Genomic DNA, 16693 nt, shown 5'->3' with positions numbered 1-16693 from the left:
GGGACGTTTCATCCCGATCGGTAGGCACTCGTGACAGAATGTACCTGTCTTTTTAGTTCTCCGATGCTGTGCTACCATGCCTCCGCATTCGACAGATCGCGCAGCGTATTGGGGTGAAAAGCATGATGACATTCTTCGGCATGATGATTAGTGAGGTTGCCATATGACTGTCGGCTCAACTGTTACGGTGTCACTGGCTGATCGGAGCTACGAGATTGCCATACAAGCCGGGCTTCTGGAGAAGCTCGGAAGGGAAATCAAGCGCTGCGGACTGAAGGGGAAGGTCGGAATTGTCACGGATCGGCATGTTGCGCAGCACTATCTGAAGAAGACTGTTGAGACCGCGAAGCGGGCTGGGCTTGAACCAGTCTCGATTATCCTTGCGCCTGGGGAACGGTCCAAGACGTTACAAACGGTTGAACACATTCTCAATGTGTTGGCCCGACACCGGTTTGAGCGCTCATCGCATCTTTTGGCCTTGGGAGGTGGAGTGGTCGGAGATTTGACTGGGTTTGCCGCCTCGATCTACCAACGCGGGATTCCATATATCCAAGTGCCAACGACGCTCGTGGCGCAAGTGGATTCCAGCGTCGGAGGAAAGACCGGGGTCGATCATCAACTAGGGAAAAACCTGATCGGGTCGTTCTATCAGCCGCGTGCAGTTTGGATTGATCCGCTGACCCTGCGTACATTGCCCAGACGCCAGTGGGTCGCCGGTCTGGCCGAGGTGATTAAGTATGGGATCATCGCAGATGAATCGTTTTTTACGTACCTTGAACGAAAGATGCCTGCATTGCAAAAACAGGTTCCCCAGGTTGTGGCCAGTGTGGTGAGACGATCCTGTGAGATCAAGGCCGAGGTCGTGGCGGCGGATGAGCGAGAATCCGACCGGCGAAGAATTCTCAACTATGGCCATACAATCGGACATGCGCTTGAGGCCTTGGGTGGGTACACATCACTTGTGCATGGGGAAGCCGTCGGCATCGGATTGGTGCAGGAGGCTGATCTCGCATGTTTCCAAGGTGTATGTGCCCGTGAGGTTGTCGACGCCATTCGGCGTATGGTGACCGAGGCAGGGCTGAGCGACCGTATGCCTCATGCGACGTCGACGAAGATTTGGAAGGCCATGCTTCACGACAAAAAGGTGTCGGACGGACAGGTGATTGGCGTGTGGCCCCTACGCATTGGAGAGGTTTGCATGGCTCCGCTAGGCAAAGACGTGTTTGATCGGTGGGTGGCGGAGTCACGAGCCGCTTCGATCAACGTATCTGCTTAGTCGTAATGGCCTGACCGAATGACATCCTGACCGCGGCGGGATTGCACCGTTTCTCTGTCAGCGAAGTGTTCCCCCACCAGTGTCGGTTGACTTGGAGTGTAATGAAGACCTTACGAATTGCCATGGCGCAGATGAATCCGACGGTTGGAGATCTCAACGGAAATGTTCGTCGGATCCTGAGTTGGGTCCGTGAGGCAAAGAAAGTCAAGGCCGACCTTGTGGTATTTCCTGAACTGGCGATTACGGGATGTCACCCGGAAGATCTTCTACTAAAACCATGGTTTGTGAGCGAGAATAGACGGGCCTTGCAAGAGATCATTCCGGCCTGTCGTGGGCTGGTGGCCATCGTGGGCTATGTGGGGCAAGATGTGAAGCGCAATTCAAGGTCATCGAGCAGCGGAGCAGGTGGTCCTGTGCTCTATAATGCTGCAGCGTTGATTGCTGATCGTAGGTTGCTTGGGAGCTATCACAAACAGTCTCTGGTGAACCAAGGGATCTTCGACGAAAGTCGATACTTCCAGCCAGGACAACGACTCCCGTTACTCCGTGTCCATGGGGCGCTGATCGGGCTGACTCTCTGTGAAGATCTTGAGCGTTCAAACGGGCTCATCCGCAGGCAAGCTGAGGGGGGGGCGGAAGTCATCGTCAACATCAATGCCTCGCCCTTTCATCGTGGCAAAAACCGCTCGAGAGAGCAGTTCTTGGCAGCTCGCGCGCGAGAAAATAGTGTGATTGTCACGTATACAAACATGGTCGGTGGTCAGGATGAGTTGGTGTTCGATGGGGGCAGCGTGATCATTGACAGAGCCGGTGGAGTGTTGGCTCGCGGTGCTGCGTTCCAAGAAGAATTAGTGGTGGCAGACGTAAGCGTGGGTGCGGTTCCGCCTGGGCGTCAGGCTCGGACACAGAGGCGGAAGGCCCGGGTAGCCGAGACCCTCGGTGCCGATTTCGATCGCTATTCGGTGAAAATGCCGACTGTGCAGAAGACGCGGCCTCCGATCACATCGGTCGTGACTGAACCGGTTGAGGAAGTCGAAGCGATCTATCGGGCCTTGGTTCTCGCGGTGAAGGATTATGTGAAGAAGAATGGCTTTGCGCGGGTGACGCTTGGGTTGAGTGGTGGGGTTGATTCAGCGTTAACGGCAGTGGTCGCGGTGGATGCGATCGGAGCGGATCGAGTACGGGGGGTCTTTCTACCCTCTCCCTATACATCACGGGAAAGTGAGGCGGATGTGGTAGAGCTTGTACGACATCTGGGCATCGACTTGAGCGTGATTTCAATTACCCCTACGTTTGAATCCTACCGCCGCGCACTGACCTCGACGTTTGGCGATCGGCCGGTCGATACGACTGAGGAAAACCTACAGGCACGTATTCGCGGGACTATGCTCATGGCTATGTCAAACAAATTTGGGGATCTGGTACTGACGACTGGAAACAAGAGTGAGTTAAGTGTTGGGTATGCCACGCTCTATGGTGATATGGCCGGCGGTTTTGCCGTCATTAAGGATGTGCCGAAGACGATGGTCTATGCGCTGGCAACATTTCGGAATGGCCTCGGCTCCTCACCTGTGATCCCGCAGCGGACGCTGGACCGGCCTCCGAGTGCCGAGTTACGACCAGATCAAAAAGATGAAGATTCGTTACCCCCTTACTCCGTCCTCGATCTTATTCTTCAAGCATACGTTGAAGAGGATCGCTCTCCGGACGAAATCATCAAAGCCGGATTTGATCCTGCCACGGTCGCTCGCGTCGTGACGATGGTCGATCGCAGCGAGTTCAAGCGTCATCAGGCACCCATTGGCGCCAAAATTACCCCTCGCGCGCTCGGTAAGGATCGACGGATGCCCATTACCAACGGATATCGGAGGTTATAGTGGTTCTCTTCCTGTTTTCAGTGGCTTGTGCATGGTTACCGCTCATGTGGGTGGGTGCTTTTTGCTCGATGTGAAGTCGCGCTATCGCTGCAAAGCGATTCGGGACCAGGCAGGGAGAGCTTCAAGCGATTGGACGGCCTTTTTATGATTTCTACATTGAGCGACAGCTGTGGATAGGCTATGATACTCGCCCCAAAGTAATGATGACAGAAGGAATGAGGAGGGGAGTAGTCTGTCAAGATCCCAGGTCTCCCGGCTCGCCGGAGAGTGTTCCTAGGGTGCTCCTTTCAGTGCCTTGATGGATTTGAGCTGGACGGGTGAAGGAGGGGGCTGACATGAAGCTGGTTGAGGCGATCGTCAAGCCGTTCAAGTTGGAAGAGATCAAGGATGCACTTTTAGAGATCGGGATTCAGGGTATGACCGTTTCGGAGGTCAAGGGGTTTGGGCGTCAGAAGGGACACAAGGAAACCTACCGTGGGCAAGAATATACGATTGAGTTTGTCCCAAAGGTCAAGATCGAGGTCGCTGTCAAGGATACCCAAGTTCCTCGAGTCATCGAGGCCATCATGACGACGGCCAAGACCGGTAGTATTGGGGACGGCAAAATTTTCGTGCGGGAACTGAGCGATGTGGTGCGGATTCGAACTGGCGAAACAGGAGAGATGGCGCTGTGAGGGGAACGAGACTTGAGTGGTGAACAGTCATCACCGAAGATCTCCAAAGGAGGACGGCAATGAACGTGCGTGAGGTCTTGGAGTTCGCGAAGAAGCACAGGGTGCAGATGGTGGACTTGAAATTCATCGACCTGCCGGGTGTGTGGCAGCATATGACCATCCCTGTGAGCGAACTGACGGAAACCTTGTTCAAGGACGGCTCCGGCCTGGACGGATCGTCGATTCGTGGCTGGAAGGCGATTAACAATAGCGATTTGTTGGTGGTCCCTGATCCGGCGACGGCTTTCTTGGATCCGTTTACCGCAGTACCCACGCTCAGCTTGACCGGCAATGTCGTGGATCCGATTTCTCGTGAAAATTACGAACGAGATCCACGGTTTATCGCGCAGAAGGCGGAGCGGTATCTCCAAAGCACCAAGATTGGTGACAACTCGTTCTGGGGGCCTGAAGCAGAGTTCTTTATTTTCGATCATGCGCGCTATGATCAGACGAGCCACAGCGGCTTCTATTACCTAGATTCGGAAGAAGGCGCTTGGAACATGGGACAAGAGGGAATCAATTTCGGGGGAAAGCTTCGGCATAAGCAAGGGTATTTCCCCGTGGCGCCGGCCGATACCCAGCAAGATATTCGCAGCGAAATGGTTCTGGAGATGGAAAAGATCGGCATTGAGGTAGAAAAGCACCACCATGAGACCGCCACTGGCGGCCAAGCTGAGATCGACATTCGATTTGATACGCTCCTGCGCACGGCAGACAAGATGATGATGTACAAGTATATCGTCAAGAATGTGGCTCGTCGTCATGGGAAGACGGTGACCTTCATGCCTAAACCGCTCTTCGGCGATGCGGGATCTGGGATGCATACGCACCAGAGCATCTGGAAAGAGGGGAAGCCGCTCTTTGCCGGGAAAGACTATGCTGGGATTTCACAGCTCTGCCTGTATTATATCGGCGGCATTCTGAAGCACGCGCCGGCTCTGGCGGCCTTTACGAATCCAACGACAAACTCCTATAAGCGCATTACTCCGGGATTCGAAGCGCCGGTGCTGTTGGCCTACTCCAGTCGGAACCGGTCGGCGGGCGTCCGTATTCCGATGTATTCGCCGAGTCCCAAGGCGAAGCGAATTGAAGTGCGATTTCCAGATCCATCCTGCAATCCGTATTTGGCGTTTTCGGCGATGCTCATGGCGGGGCTTGATGGGATTCAGAACAAGATCAACCCAGGTGAGCCAGCGGAAAAGGACCTGTACGATCTCGATCCGAAGGAAGCAGCCAGTATCCCCACCATGCCTGGGAGCTTGGATGAGGCCATGAACAGTTTGGAAAAGGACTACCAGTTTCTCCTCAAGGGAGAGGTGTTTACGGAAGATCTCGTCGAAGCGTGGATCGGCTACAAGCGGAGCAAAGAGATTGACCCGCTGCGCCTGCGTCCGCATCCGTACGAGTTTTACATGTATTACGACGTCTAGTACATCTCGAGCATCGGCATGGGCGGGGAGCTTGGAACGGCCACGCGTTATGGTTTCCCGCAGGCCGCCTTCGAAAGCGCATGGTTGGCACCTTGAGTGCCAATTGCCTGCCAGTTCCCATTTTCAATATATCCGGAGCGTGACCGGCCGGCGCCCATCTGGCGGGAAAACTCGATTACTTGGAGCGTTCGTACTCGTGAGTTTGCACAGTCGAATTCTTTATGCGTTTTCAACGACAGGAAGCGCGTGGTGTTGTTCCACTTGAGATCCGTCAGTTGCCATAGGGTTACACGAATGCCTGTTCGCTGAACCTGTTCGGGATCAAAGTAGATTGTCTCTAGACCAGCAGGTTGGTACTGTTTCTCGATCGCCACCCATCCGGCGAAAACTGGGCTAGCCCAGATAATCAGTGCCATGGTCAGAAAGCAAGATGGACTGGGAGCTATCCGGTTTGACATCGAACGCCTAGTTGAATGAATGATGGAGGGGATGGACATACGGGGTCTTGGTCTGAAAAATCAAGCAGGAATTTATGGAACAGGGCAGAAGGCTCATCTCTGCATCATGGATCGCTTGAGCAGCGTCCTCACATAGGGTATCCTCTCGTCCATAACCAAGGAGGGCGCCGATGCCGAAACGAGTCCGCACGGGGTTGACCCGGAGTGATATTCTCGACCGGTATGTCGAACGGTTCAAACAGCAGCTCGTAAAATTCCAGCCCTTCCTTTCACGCAAGCGGACCTCGCTTTCCATTGATGAGTTTGATGAATCGGCTGAGGCGCTGATCGGACAGGTATTCGGCGCGGCATCGGATGAATCCGAAGCCTACTTCTTTGCAAAGTCCGGTGAGTCGGCACTCTTGCCGGAAGAGGCACAGGAGAGCGGGACGCACAATGTGGAGCGTGAAAGCCTCCACCAGCGTCGGCAAGTGTTGGAAAGCTGTCTGGCGGATCTTGAGCTGCGTCGCCGTCTGCAGGCGACGAGGAAAGGCAAGGGACTCGACCAGGCGCTTGTCGAAGACTATATGTCGCATGATGTACGGAGTATCCATAAAGACGCCACGATCAAACAGGCAGGACAGCTTTTACAGAAGTACAAAGTGGGTTCGCTGATCGTGGATGACGGCTCACGGTATATCGGCATTGTCACTGATTCGGATCTGACGAGGAAGGCGGTCGCCAAGGGGCTGGACCCGAACACGACGACAGTGGCGGTTTGTATGAGCCGCTCCATCGTCACCATAGAAGAGGACGAGTCCCTATCCGAGGCGAGAGTGCTCATGAAGAAGCAGGGGATCCGGCATCTTCCAGTGACGGCTGATGCCACCATTATCGGCGTACTGTCCGTTTCCGATCTCCTCCGTGCCGTTGAAGAGTTGAAACTGTCCTAACCAGCCAATCCAATTGCCCAGACCATCCTACAGCGCTTAGGTCAGTTGAAGAAGGTTGTGGATCATGTCCGTGGGAAGGGACGAGGACTGGACTAACACTGTTGCCATGGAAATGGGTTCTCGCTAACTATGCCGCCTGCCATCCTACTCAGTTGTGAGTCTCTTGAGAAAAGTTATGGGGTGAAACCGTTGTTCACCGACCTGTCGCTGGGATTGAGCGAAGGGGATCATGTCGGCCTGATTGGGCCGAATGGGTCTGGAAAATCAACGCTGCTCAAAATTCTCGCTGGAGTTGAGGAACCGGACAGCGGGACTCGTTCTGTGCGTCGACAGCTCAGGATCGGCTATGTGCCGCAGGAGCCTTCGTTTGCCGAACAGCACTCCGTCGAAGATGCGCTGGCCCAGGTGCTTTTCGATGAGGGGCTGGACCCCCATGAACAGGGTGGACGCATCGCCAGGGCCCTGGGTCTGGGCGGGTTTGCCAGCACTGATCAACCTGTTGCGACACTGTCCGGCGGGTGGAAAAAGCGACTAGCGATTGTACGATCGTTGATGCTGGAGCCGGATGTGTTGCTCCTGGACGAGCCGACCAACCATCTGGACGTCGAGGGTATTCTCTGGCTCGAAGACCTCCTGAAAGCCGAGCCCCATGCCTTCATCGTGATCAGTCACGACCGGCGATTCTTGGAAGCGGTAACCACGCGGATCTGGGAGTTGAACCGCCAATATCCCAATGGCCTTTTTGAGGCGAAGGGGCGATACAGCGAGTTCTTAGAGCAACGTGATGCGGCACTCCAGGTGCAGGCCGACTATCAGGCCTCATTGGCCAATCGAGTTCGGCGTGAGGTGGAATGGCTGCGGCGAGGTCCCAAAGCCAGGACGACCAAAGCCAAGGCTCGGATCGACCAAGCGGGTCGGATGATCAGTGAACTCACTGATATCGAGGCGCGGCAATCCAAAGGGTCTGCCGGGATCGATTTCACCGCCTCAGGACGACGCTCCAAGAAGCTGATTGAGATAGTTGGTCTTGGGAAGACACTTGGTACGCAACTGATCGTGAGTGATCTTGATCTGCAGCTAGGGCCTGGTGAGCGGATTGGGTTGCTCGGGCCGAATGGGAGCGGGAAGTCCACGCTACTGAAATTGTTGGCAGGCACCTTGCCCCCCGATCTGGGCGCGATCACTCGCGCGGATCGGTTGCGTATCGTCACCTTCGAGCAACATCGAGAGTCGCTGGACCAACAAGCTTCATTGCGGCGAGCTCTTGCTCCAGCCGGTGGCGATGGGGTGGTGTATCAGGATCGGTCCATCCATCTGGTTTCGTGGGCCAAGCGTTTTCTGTTCCGCCCAGAGCAGCTGGATCTCCCGGTTTCTCGCTTGTCCGGTGGGGAGCAGGCCAGACTGTTGATTGCCAGGCTTATGCTTCAGCCCGCGGATCTCCTGATCCTCGACGAACCGACAAATGATCTAGATATCCCGACACTTGATGTGTTGGAAGACAGTCTCCTGGAATTTACCGGGGCACTTGTTCTTGTGACCCACGACCGATGGCTGCTGGACCGTATCTCTACCAGGCTGTTGGCACTGGATGGAACAGGCCGCGCTGAATGGTTTGCCGACTATGCTCAATGGGAGGCTGGGCAGAGGAGAAACCAAACGGACGACACCACAGCTCAGGGATCAAAGGAGCGCACCACATCAGGTGGGCGGTCTAAGCGAAAAGGATTGTCGTACAAGGAGCAAAGGGAATGGGACCAGATCGAAACAGCGATTCAGGAGGCGGAAGGAAGAGCGGCTTTCTGTCAAGCCGCAGCCAATGACCCAGCCATTACCTCGTCCTCGAGTGAATTACAAGAGCGATACACTGCACTCCATGCTGCTCAAGCGGACGTTGAAAGGCTCTATGCCAGATGGGCTGAACTGGAAGAAAAACGTGCCCAGGCTTCAGCCGTACGTAGTGAAGGCATTTGAAGGAGATGTCGAATTCCAAGGCACTGCCGACCTCATACATTTTGTAGGGAGTGTAGAGCCCCATTCCTCTGGGGCAGAGCTATTGTTGGTTCAATGGGCTCACTGAACTGCACTATCACTGCGTAGAGTTTGCGGGGAAGTGGTTTTGTCTACGTGGCCTTCCATGTAAACTTTTCCGTCTCGATGCTGTCAGGAAACCTTACACTACTATTGTTACCTAACATACTGATATTTCGATAAACATTATTTATGTTCAGTAATGCATTCATTTTTATGGAAAATATCTTTACACTTTCATTCTGGCTCTAAGAGTTCGATTCATTAATTCCAGCACTTATGAAGCTGAAGCGGTGGCATGCATCATGCTTCAGTTGGCGATAACAACCTAATGACCCCATGGGTAACTACTCTGCCTGAGCCACGTAAGTTACGAAATGGAGCGCATGATGAAAACCATCGGACTGTCAATGATTGTTGCCGTGTGTTTGCTCACTGTAACTCATGCCTATGCCATCCCGTTTACGGTTGATGCTCGAGCGAATAGTTCATCGGGAGGAACGGGACTGAATACCGGTATTGTATTGGTAGCCGGAGATGCGTTCACAGTTACGTCCGGGGTCAATGATCTGTGGAGTGCAGGAGCCCTCCCGCGCTGGTCGAACGCTGATGGGCTGATTGGTAACTTGTTTGCGAACGGCTTAGATGAATCTGGGCAGCCGGCTGGTACGCTTATTGGGCAGAATTGGGGTTTTCATAGCCAGGGTGGCCTAAGTGCACCATTCGGTACGCTGGTTGGGCAACTGGGGAGCACCTTCTTCGCGTTAGGGACCAATTTTTCTGGAGTGGCTCCGACTGGCGGGACGTTAAGGCTCTTTTATTGGGATAGCAATAACGGGGATAATAGCGGAACGGTTGTGGCGAACGTGAATACTGTCAGTGCTGTTCCGGAGCCATCGGCCGCTCTCCTGCTGTTGACTGGACTAGCAATTATGACCTTTGCAGCACGTCGATATCGGGCCTCATAACCAGCGCATCGTAGTATGAGGTCCTTTTGGCTATGCGCTAACGAAATTCCTGATTATCACGATTCTTATCCGATATTTTTTTGGCTCTCTTTGTTATCGGTTGAAAAAGCAAATGCGCAGTGTCAGTTCAAGGCTAATTCACTGAGCCTTCTCTAGTCCATTCTTTGCGTTGGTTGTGTTTTCCCCTGGCGCCTCCATGAGGTCGGCCTCTTCTCCTTCACCGCCTCCCTACAGTTCCGTCCGCTCTGAACCGATAGAGAAGGTGAGAGCCTCTCCATATGGATGGAGAGAAGCGCTTAACGGTGAGGAGTCGCGACCATGCCATCGGCACAAGAACTGGTGCAGTCCTGTACGTCCATTTTCACTTTGCCGGAGATCTACTTCCGCGTACGGGAGGTGGTTGACGACACCAATTCGACCATGGAGGACCTCGCGGAGACCCTGAAGCTGGATCCTGCGATCTCGGCTAGACTCCTCCGCATCGTCAATAGCCCCATCTATGGGTTTCCAAAACAGATCGATACGATTTCCCGCGCTGTCAGTCTGCTTGGCACACAGGCCATCATCGACCTCGTCACAGCGACGACGGTCGGTAAGACCTTTGCCGGAGTGCCGATTCAACTGATGGATGTCTCGAAGTTTTGGCATCGAAGTGTGCTCTGTGCGCTGCTGGCCGGAAAGATTGCGAAGTCCTGTGGGATCCAGGACAGCGAGCGGTTCTTTGTAGAAGGACTGCTGAGAGATCTGGGGCATTATGTGCTCTACCAATATGCTCCGGAGCGGGCCCAATCCGCACTCATTGAAGCAGGTTATCTGGATGCCTCCCTCGCCGAGGTCGAGCAGTCAAACATTGGCTGTGACTTTGCAGAAGTGGGGGCTGAACTTGTCCGATCCTGGGGGATGCCGATACAGATTGAACAAGCTATCCGGCATCAACTGAGCCCGGACGAGGCCGGGGACTATGTCCAGCATGCGTCCATCGTGCATTTGGCCGGGGAGGTCGTTGACTATGAGGAGCGTGATCCGAAGCGGCGACCTGCCGAAGTGCCGTTTCACCCGCAGGCCATGAAGGAAACAGGTTTTGTGCTGACCGATCTACCGGAACTGCTGAGGGATGCTCAGACCCAGTTGAACGAGACGCTCGCACTGGTTTATCCGCAGGCCGTAGCGGCATAGCTGAGCTGAAATCTGTCCGACAACTGAACCGAATCCAGCTTCGATCACGCGGTTCGTCGCCTAGTCGTCAGGTGGTAGCGACGTGTCTTTGCCATCGTTCGACCGCCTGCCCTCTGCTTCGGCTTCAGCCTCAGGCTAGAGTATGCCGGCTAAGCGATTCATTCCCAATGTCGTCTGAGCAAAGAACAACTGGAAGGCCTGGTAGTCTTGAGGGTGCATGGGTGGGCGGTCCGGTCCCTGGTCACAGTAGACGAGGCCGATGGGTCTCACTCCCACTCGCAGTGGGGCGATAATTGCCGAGGTGGGGTGCCAAACATCGCGAAATTCCTGCTTCAGGGACCCTGTCGGCTGGTCTGAAAGGTTTGGAGCCAGGAGTGGCTCGACACGTTTAAGAATCGAGAGAAAGAAGGGATGTTCTCGGCTGAGTGAACCCGAAAGGGAGGAGAGATACGGTGCCAGAGGAGTGACACCCAGCGCCAACTTTCCGACCAGAAGATCACTATCATTTGGGTTGAGAAGGGCCAACCCGACACGGCCTAATCCCGCGTCGCGGTGCAGCGATTGGATAAACATTCCAAGGAGGCTGTTCAGGTCAATCGCACCCTGTAGCGAGGTCTGAAAGACCTGAAGTGTTTCGAATGGGTTGTTCCGAATAGGGACTGATGGCTCCTCCTGGTTGCGTGAGGCTTTCTGCGGAGCGGGTATAGGGTTCTCAGGGGGGGGTGTTTTGGTTGATAGCTGGGGAGCCGTGGATTCAGTGAGGTTCTTCCCGCTCGGCGTCACCAGTGGGGCGTGAAATGAGTCGACCGCCAGCCCCATGGAGCGGGTGAGCTGATGACCTCGGTCCATGGCCTGGCTCATCAAATCTGAAAACCGCCGTGCAGATAGCCCGCTTCCGAGCTGGAGTGTTTGTTTCGAATTTTCAACAGCCGTGGAGGAATCGGAATTCGTGAGCGCGTCGACGAGCCGGATCGAACCAAGGACGAGGCCTCGATACATCTGTGGAAGGTTCTGCCAACGCCCAACCGGCAATTCTCCGGCACTGTCAAAAAGGTCCACGAGGTTGTCCGGTAGCATCCACAATCGGACCAAGGCTCTCGCCAAGGTCATCCGAGGGACACCGATGAGCTGGGTCTCCCGAGAAATACGCTCGGCCGGGTGTTTCACTTTCCTGGAAATCGTCTGGAGTGCTTCAAAGAAATCTGGATCCTGGTAGGCAATGGCTAAGTCTCCGATCGAATACAGGAGTGCGGCGGTAAATAATTGACCGGGCTGCGGGTAGTTGAGAGCCATTCCGAACTCACTGGCGTAGGTGGCGGCGACAAGGGATTTGGCAATCAAGGTTCGGAGTTCCTGCTGGCGAGCCGGCCAATGTTTCAATTGTTCGACCAGATGTGCGGCAGCGACCAGCGTACGAACGGTATCGAGTCCAAGCCAGCTCACGGCGTGGGGAATGGCGACGATGGTCTGCTGCGGGCTGTAAGCAATACTGTTGGCCACTTGCAAGACTTTGCAGGTTAGCCCATGGTCCCGGCTGATCAGTTGGACCAGATTATCGAGGCTGGACTGCTGGTTTGTGTCATTGAGGATTTGTTGGCAAGTGGATTGGAGGATCGGCAGGCAACGGCTGGATTCGTCGAACAGTGGCCTCAGTTTTGGATGAAGCCGAGGGCGGATCGACTGGATGAGGGTTGAGTCAGTGGCCGAAGGCATAGGGGTTCCCCGATAAAGGCTAGAGAGTGTATCGGTGAGAATCCCGTCCAGCTTGAGAAGGAGGTATTGGGAAAGGGTGACGAACGGAACTCTGTAAGGAGACGTGCGGTCGCCATTAGTGCTTCGACCGCGATCTCAGTGTGTGCTGGTCACGGCGCTCCCGTAGGAATCGACCCGTGCAGAGAACTGCAATCTGATGGTCGATTCAGCCCCTCAGGACTAGAATTCAATGTAACGGCGGAATGTCATCAGGCTCGTAACCTGCCTCCACGATAGTTTTGCCCATTGCTAACCGATAGAGAAGCTGGAGAGCCGGTCTGCATCGACAGGCAAGAAGGAGGGGCTCCACCATGCCACTGGCGAGTGAATTGGTTCAGGCGTGCACCACGGTTTCGACCTTGTCCGAAGTGTATTGTCGTGTACGAGATGTGGTGGACGATCCGAACGCAGCCATAGGAGATCAAGTCAAGGCGCTTCAGTTGGATCCGGTCATCGCAGTCAGGCTGCTTCGTATGGCCAACAATCCACCGTATGGACCGTTGAGGCAGATCGACACCGTGACCGGCGCAGTTCGACTCCTTGGGAAACAGGTTATCAGCGACTTCGTTGCAACAACGACCATCGGGCAAACCTTCGCAGGAATTCCGGTTCATCTGATGGATCTATCCAAGTTCTGGAGAAAAAGCCTTTTCTGCGCGCTGCTGGCTCGAACAATCGCGAAGTCCTGTGGTGTTGATAATCATGAACGATCGTACCTGGCAGGCCTCTTACGCGATATCGGCCACTGTGTCTTGTACCAGACCGTTCCGCAGCGGGCCCAGTCGGCGCTCATTGAAGCGGGGTATTTAGAGGCGTCGTTGGCTGAAGTGGAGCAGTCGAATATCGGCTGTGACTTTGCAGAGGTTGGAGCGGAACTCATCCGATCTTGGGGGTTGCCTGTACAAATTGAACAGGCGGTCCGATGTCAACTCAGTCCAAAGGATGCCGGTGAATTCATTATGCTGGCATCTGTTGTTCATCTAGCCGGTGTCGTTGCCGACTACGAAGAACTCGATCCTACTCGGCGTCCTTCGGCCCTGCCGGCCAGCCCCCAGGCCATCGCCGCGACAGGGTTTGCGCTGAGTAACCTTCCAGCACTCCTCACGGAAGCTCGAACCCAGCTGCAAGAGACTCTGGCCATAGTCCAACCCTATACCATGGCAGCCTAGTACGATGGCGGAGTGTCGTTGAACGAATGGGGTTGTGAGACTCTACACGAGCTATTCTACGGCGTGGCCTTCCAGGAAGATGGCTTGCTCCAGCGTGCGGAAGAATTGCTGGTAGGGCGCAGGGTCCTCGACGGCCCGAAGATAAAATTGAGCGCTGGCTCGTACGACGAGCTGCGACGCGTTGCGCGTGCGAGCGGTGACTGTCAAGCGGACAAGATTACTGCGGTGAGTGAACGGACCCCATGTGCGGTCATGACGGTTGAGAACCAGTAATGTATCGGGTTGATATAACAGGTAGCTCACATCAAGGTCATCAATCTGCTCATTTTCGACATATTTCTTGCCGGATACGAGGCCCAGTTCTTCATCAAGCACTTCCACTTTGAAATCCAAGTCCTGCAGCGTGGACACGATCCTCGCCAGCATCTTGCGCCGATCCGCGGTATCAAACACACGTGATTGTGCGGCGCGAATCTTGACTTGGCTTTCTTCGGAACGCCAAATTTGCTCACGTGAGTCCCATTGGTTGACATGCCGGAGTTCGTAGGGTGTCGGGCATCCCTGCAACAACAGGCAGAGGAGGACGAGGAGCCAGCAGTTCAGCCGGCCCAACCAGTGGAGAGGTAGGAGGTGTTTCTCAACACTTCTCTGATGAGAGACCACGTCCATTAATTCTTGGTCACAAAGAGCGAACGTTCCAGCGTGGCGAAGAAATTCTGGTACACCTTAGGATCTTCGATGGGCTTGTTATTGTAGATCGCGTTTGCGCGAATCAGCATGCGCCCTTCGGATTCCTGACGCACTGTGACGGTCACGCCGACGACATCGTAGAAGTTTGGTTCGGCGAACCGCGCCGCCGTCACCAGCCCTAAGGGCTCATTGGCTCTCTCGATGATGAAACCTAAGTCCTGCAACGCCGCCATGACGCCACGCATGGCCATTTGACGATCCGTGATATCGAAGGACCGAGTTTGTACGCTCCGAATCTTCATCTGTGCTTCAGTCGGGGCCAGGAGGTCCGGAGTGGGTTGCGGGGCCGCGCAGCCATGGAAGAGCACAAGACCGACGACGGCAAGAATTCCTCCCACGTTCTCCAGTTTCATCATCACCTCGAGGTCAGAGTGCGAATGGTTCCAGAAACACGGCTTTTGACAATTTGGCAAAGAAGGCCTGGTACATCACCGCGTCGCGCAGCATTTCCATCCGCTGTTCGCCCGGCGGAATGCCCTGTTGTCCAGATGATCCCCCGCCTTGCCACACGACTCGGTAGAACAGGACCCTGACTTCCTGGCGGGTGGTTTCTGGATTGACCGGTCGGGTAACCAGCGTGGCGGCGATTTTTTGATGTAGATCGACGGGCATGACGATCGGAGGCTGTTGGACCAACACCAGCGGCGTACTCAGGAGAAAGATGACAAAGCGGGTGATGTCCTGGCCGTACTCCCGAGCGCTTCGTTCTTTCGTGGCTCGCAAAAATCCAACTTCGCGTACGCTTTCCTCGACCTGGAACCCCAGGTCTTGGAGAACGGCAGCTGAGGCGGACAGTAGCTCCGTTGCATCCTTGGTCTCGAAGAGACGGGTTTGCATGGCTCGGTTGGCTGCGCTCTCCGGATTCAGCTGGAACAGTTCATCCTGTTGTGTATGTGTCACACATCCGATGAACGAGCTCGACAGAGCAAGGTAGGCCATTGTCGCAAGGGTTCGCCGAATCCCGGACCCGCAACGCGTGCTAGAACTGTGTGGAGTTGTACGCAAAATCGCGAACTTTCTTCTCTTCGTCATACTTGATAATGATCGTGAGCGTCCGTTGGCGCTGTGAACTGGAGCTGTCGTGAGATGCCGCGCCGAGAATGATGATGCCCGCAAAGGATGAGCTGGACGTATCCACGCGATCGGTCGACACCTTGTCATAGATCCAGACCTCGCGTCGCTTCTCGTCCGTCGTCACGATATTCGGACTCCCCAAGAGTTCCGCAACCTGGGAGGCAGGCATGCCCACTTTAATCTCGCCCTGTACCTTACCAACGGTCAGCCGGTCTTCCTTGATCTCAGCCCTGTTTCCACCGCAACCGGCGGCGACGAGGCAGAGGCACAGAGATAGAACGCGCCATGATGATGTCATTGCTGGGATCCCTTTCTACAGCTTGTAGGGTCAGTCGGATTCACCTGGGTAAATAGGCTACCGCTCCGGAGGAGGCCTGTCAATCGGCAAGAAAGGGAAAGCCCGTACTGGAAAGTGATTGGTAGAATGCCTGCCTGGACGGTTTTGCGTGTGGCGATCGGGAGACTTATTCCTTGAGGCGGCGTATTCGGGTGGCAATGGCTTGAAGCGTGGATTTCTCGACCGGCAGTGGGGATATCATCCGGTCGATGTAGGTGCCTGGCGCCTGGATGCGAACTTCGACTCGGACGCGATCGCCGTCGTGAACTTCTGGCCGCTCCTCTCCGATCGCAGTGCCGCAGTTGAGGCGATGTCCCAGAACCTCGATACGCACGGTGCCAGTAGGGTCATTCAAATTGAAGGTATAAGCTCCGAAGCATGGATCGCCGGGCTGGTAGGGTTCGTGTGGCTTGAGGCTCTCAATGTCTCGTACCGTGCCTTCCAATTGGACCAACTGCATGTGGATGGCTCTGGGATTCTCGAGGACTTTCCCAATGGGCATGACTTCAGGACTGGATACAATTCCAATCAGTGAACCGGCAGATACAGTTGTGGACAAGCCTACGCCACAGAGCGTGATTATGGTCAGGAGGAAAGGTTTCATTGTCTAGCTGGTCTGTCTCTTGTAAGTATAGCGGTCAACGGGAAACTTGTCAGATGGCAAAAAACTGGTGAGGACGGCGGGGGAATACAGATCAAAGTCCGTTCTGAGCCACGTACTCGCTACATGCCGGGGCTATTCCCTCAGGAGAG

General features: G+C 54.9%; 17 protein-coding genes. 10 read left to right on the top strand and 7 right to left on the bottom strand.

Features of this window, described 5'->3' with window-relative positions:
• The first annotated feature begins 163 nt into the window (after nucleotides 1-163).
• The 4 genes from aroB to glnA all read left to right on the top strand — a co-directional run bounded on the left by aroB (nucleotide 164) and on the right by glnA (nucleotide 5296).
• Nucleotides 164-1276 (top strand): 3-dehydroquinate synthase, encoded by a 1113-nt coding sequence (aroB, locus tag COMA1_RS10745; RefSeq protein ID WP_090748155.1) that lies wholly within the window; start codon nucleotides 164-166, stop codon nucleotides 1274-1276.
• Between the two features lie 101 nt (nucleotides 1277-1377).
• Nucleotides 1378-3153 carry an NAD+ synthase gene (locus COMA1_RS10740; protein WP_090748152.1) on the top strand — a complete coding sequence of 592 codons (1776 nt, stop codon included), beginning with the start codon at nucleotides 1378-1380 and terminating at the stop codon, nucleotides 3151-3153.
• Nucleotides 3154-3488: 335 nt separating this feature from the next.
• Nucleotides 3489-3827, top strand: a complete 339-nt coding sequence (locus tag COMA1_RS10735; protein WP_090748150.1) for a P-II family nitrogen regulator — start codon at nucleotides 3489-3491, stop codon at nucleotides 3825-3827.
• Between the two features lie 59 nt (nucleotides 3828-3886).
• The gene (gene glnA, locus COMA1_RS10730) at nucleotides 3887-5296 is read left to right on the top strand and encodes a type I glutamate--ammonia ligase (protein WP_090748147.1); all 1410 of its coding nucleotides are present in this window, start codon (nucleotides 3887-3889) and stop codon (nucleotides 5294-5296) included.
• A gap of 47 nt (nucleotides 5297-5343) precedes the next feature.
• Here glnA and COMA1_RS10725 read toward each other — a convergent pair whose 3' ends face one another.
• Nucleotides 5344-5754 carry a surface-adhesin E family protein gene (locus COMA1_RS10725; protein ID WP_141654304.1) on the bottom strand — a complete coding sequence of 137 codons (411 nt, stop codon included), beginning with the start codon at nucleotides 5752-5754 and terminating at the stop codon, nucleotides 5344-5346.
• A gap of 170 nt (nucleotides 5755-5924) precedes the next feature.
• Between COMA1_RS10725 and COMA1_RS10720 the strand changes: the two genes are divergently transcribed.
• The 4 genes from COMA1_RS10720 to COMA1_RS10705 all read left to right on the top strand — a co-directional run bounded on the left by COMA1_RS10720 (nucleotide 5925) and on the right by COMA1_RS10705 (nucleotide 10858).
• Nucleotides 5925-6686, top strand: a complete 762-nt coding sequence (locus COMA1_RS10720; protein ID WP_090748141.1) for a CBS domain-containing protein — start codon at nucleotides 5925-5927, stop codon at nucleotides 6684-6686.
• Between the two features lie 129 nt (nucleotides 6687-6815).
• Nucleotides 6816-8657: an ABC-F family ATP-binding cassette domain-containing protein gene (locus tag COMA1_RS10715; protein ID WP_090748138.1), complete on the top strand. Its 1842-nt coding sequence runs from the start codon at nucleotides 6816-6818 to the stop codon at nucleotides 8655-8657.
• Nucleotides 8658-9100: 443 nt separating this feature from the next.
• The gene (locus tag COMA1_RS10710; RefSeq protein ID WP_090748136.1) at nucleotides 9101-9682 is read left to right on the top strand and encodes a PEP-CTERM sorting domain-containing protein; all 582 of its coding nucleotides are present in this window, start codon (nucleotides 9101-9103) and stop codon (nucleotides 9680-9682) included.
• Nucleotides 9683-10000: 318 nt separating this feature from the next.
• A complete protein-coding gene (locus tag COMA1_RS10705) occupies nucleotides 10001-10858 on the top strand; it encodes an HDOD domain-containing protein (RefSeq protein ID WP_090748133.1) in 858 nt (285 codons plus the stop codon).
• 135 nt (nucleotides 10859-10993) lie between these two features.
• On the opposite strand, the gene COMA1_RS10700 is transcribed toward COMA1_RS10705, so the two are convergent.
• Nucleotides 10994-12448: an HDOD domain-containing protein gene (locus tag COMA1_RS10700; protein WP_245631045.1), complete on the bottom strand. Its 1455-nt coding sequence runs from the start codon at nucleotides 12446-12448 to the stop codon at nucleotides 10994-10996.
• On the opposite strand from COMA1_RS10700, the gene COMA1_RS21595 reads away from it, so the two are divergent.
• Both COMA1_RS21595 and COMA1_RS10695 read left to right on the top strand, forming a co-directional pair.
• Entirely contained in the window at nucleotides 12383-12553 is a 171-nt protein-coding gene (locus COMA1_RS21595) for a hypothetical protein (RefSeq protein WP_245631054.1), read from the top strand. The genes COMA1_RS10700 and COMA1_RS21595 overlap by 66 nt on opposite strands.
• A gap of 368 nt (nucleotides 12554-12921) precedes the next feature.
• Nucleotides 12922-13779 carry an HDOD domain-containing protein gene (locus tag COMA1_RS10695; protein WP_090748127.1) on the top strand — a complete coding sequence of 286 codons (858 nt, stop codon included), beginning with the start codon at nucleotides 12922-12924 and terminating at the stop codon, nucleotides 13777-13779.
• A gap of 51 nt (nucleotides 13780-13830) precedes the next feature.
• On the opposite strand, the gene COMA1_RS10690 is transcribed toward COMA1_RS10695, so the two are convergent.
• The 5 genes from COMA1_RS10690 to COMA1_RS20625 all read right to left on the bottom strand — a co-directional run bounded on the left by COMA1_RS10690 (nucleotide 13831) and on the right by COMA1_RS20625 (nucleotide 16499).
• Nucleotides 13831-14442 (bottom strand): hypothetical protein, encoded by a 612-nt coding sequence (locus COMA1_RS10690; protein ID WP_141654303.1) that lies wholly within the window; start codon nucleotides 14440-14442, stop codon nucleotides 13831-13833.
• A gap of 5 nt (nucleotides 14443-14447) precedes the next feature.
• Nucleotides 14448-14885 (bottom strand): hypothetical protein, encoded by a 438-nt coding sequence (locus tag COMA1_RS10685; protein WP_090748121.1) that lies wholly within the window; start codon nucleotides 14883-14885, stop codon nucleotides 14448-14450.
• A gap of 10 nt (nucleotides 14886-14895) precedes the next feature.
• Complete coding sequence (locus tag COMA1_RS10680) at nucleotides 14896-15468, bottom strand: hypothetical protein (protein ID WP_090748118.1); 573 nt, start codon at nucleotides 15466-15468, stop codon at nucleotides 14896-14898.
• A 40-nt stretch (nucleotides 15469-15508) separates the two neighbouring features.
• On the bottom strand, nucleotides 15509-15901 hold the full coding sequence (locus COMA1_RS10675) for a hypothetical protein (RefSeq protein ID WP_090748114.1): 393 nt from the start codon (nucleotides 15899-15901) through the stop codon (nucleotides 15509-15511).
• Between the two features lie 166 nt (nucleotides 15902-16067).
• A complete protein-coding gene (locus COMA1_RS20625; protein ID WP_176697995.1) occupies nucleotides 16068-16499 on the bottom strand; it encodes a hypothetical protein in 432 nt (143 codons plus the stop codon).
• Nucleotides 16500-16693 lie beyond the last annotated feature (194 nt).

It is taken from the genome of Candidatus Nitrospira nitrosa (assembly GCF_001458735.1).
In the GTDB taxonomy this organism is placed as follows: Bacteria; Nitrospirota; Nitrospiria; order Nitrospirales; family Nitrospiraceae; genus Nitrospira_D; species Nitrospira_D nitrosa.
Note: the sequence above shows the minus strand (reverse complement) of the source record. Positions and strands in the feature narration are given on the sequence as shown.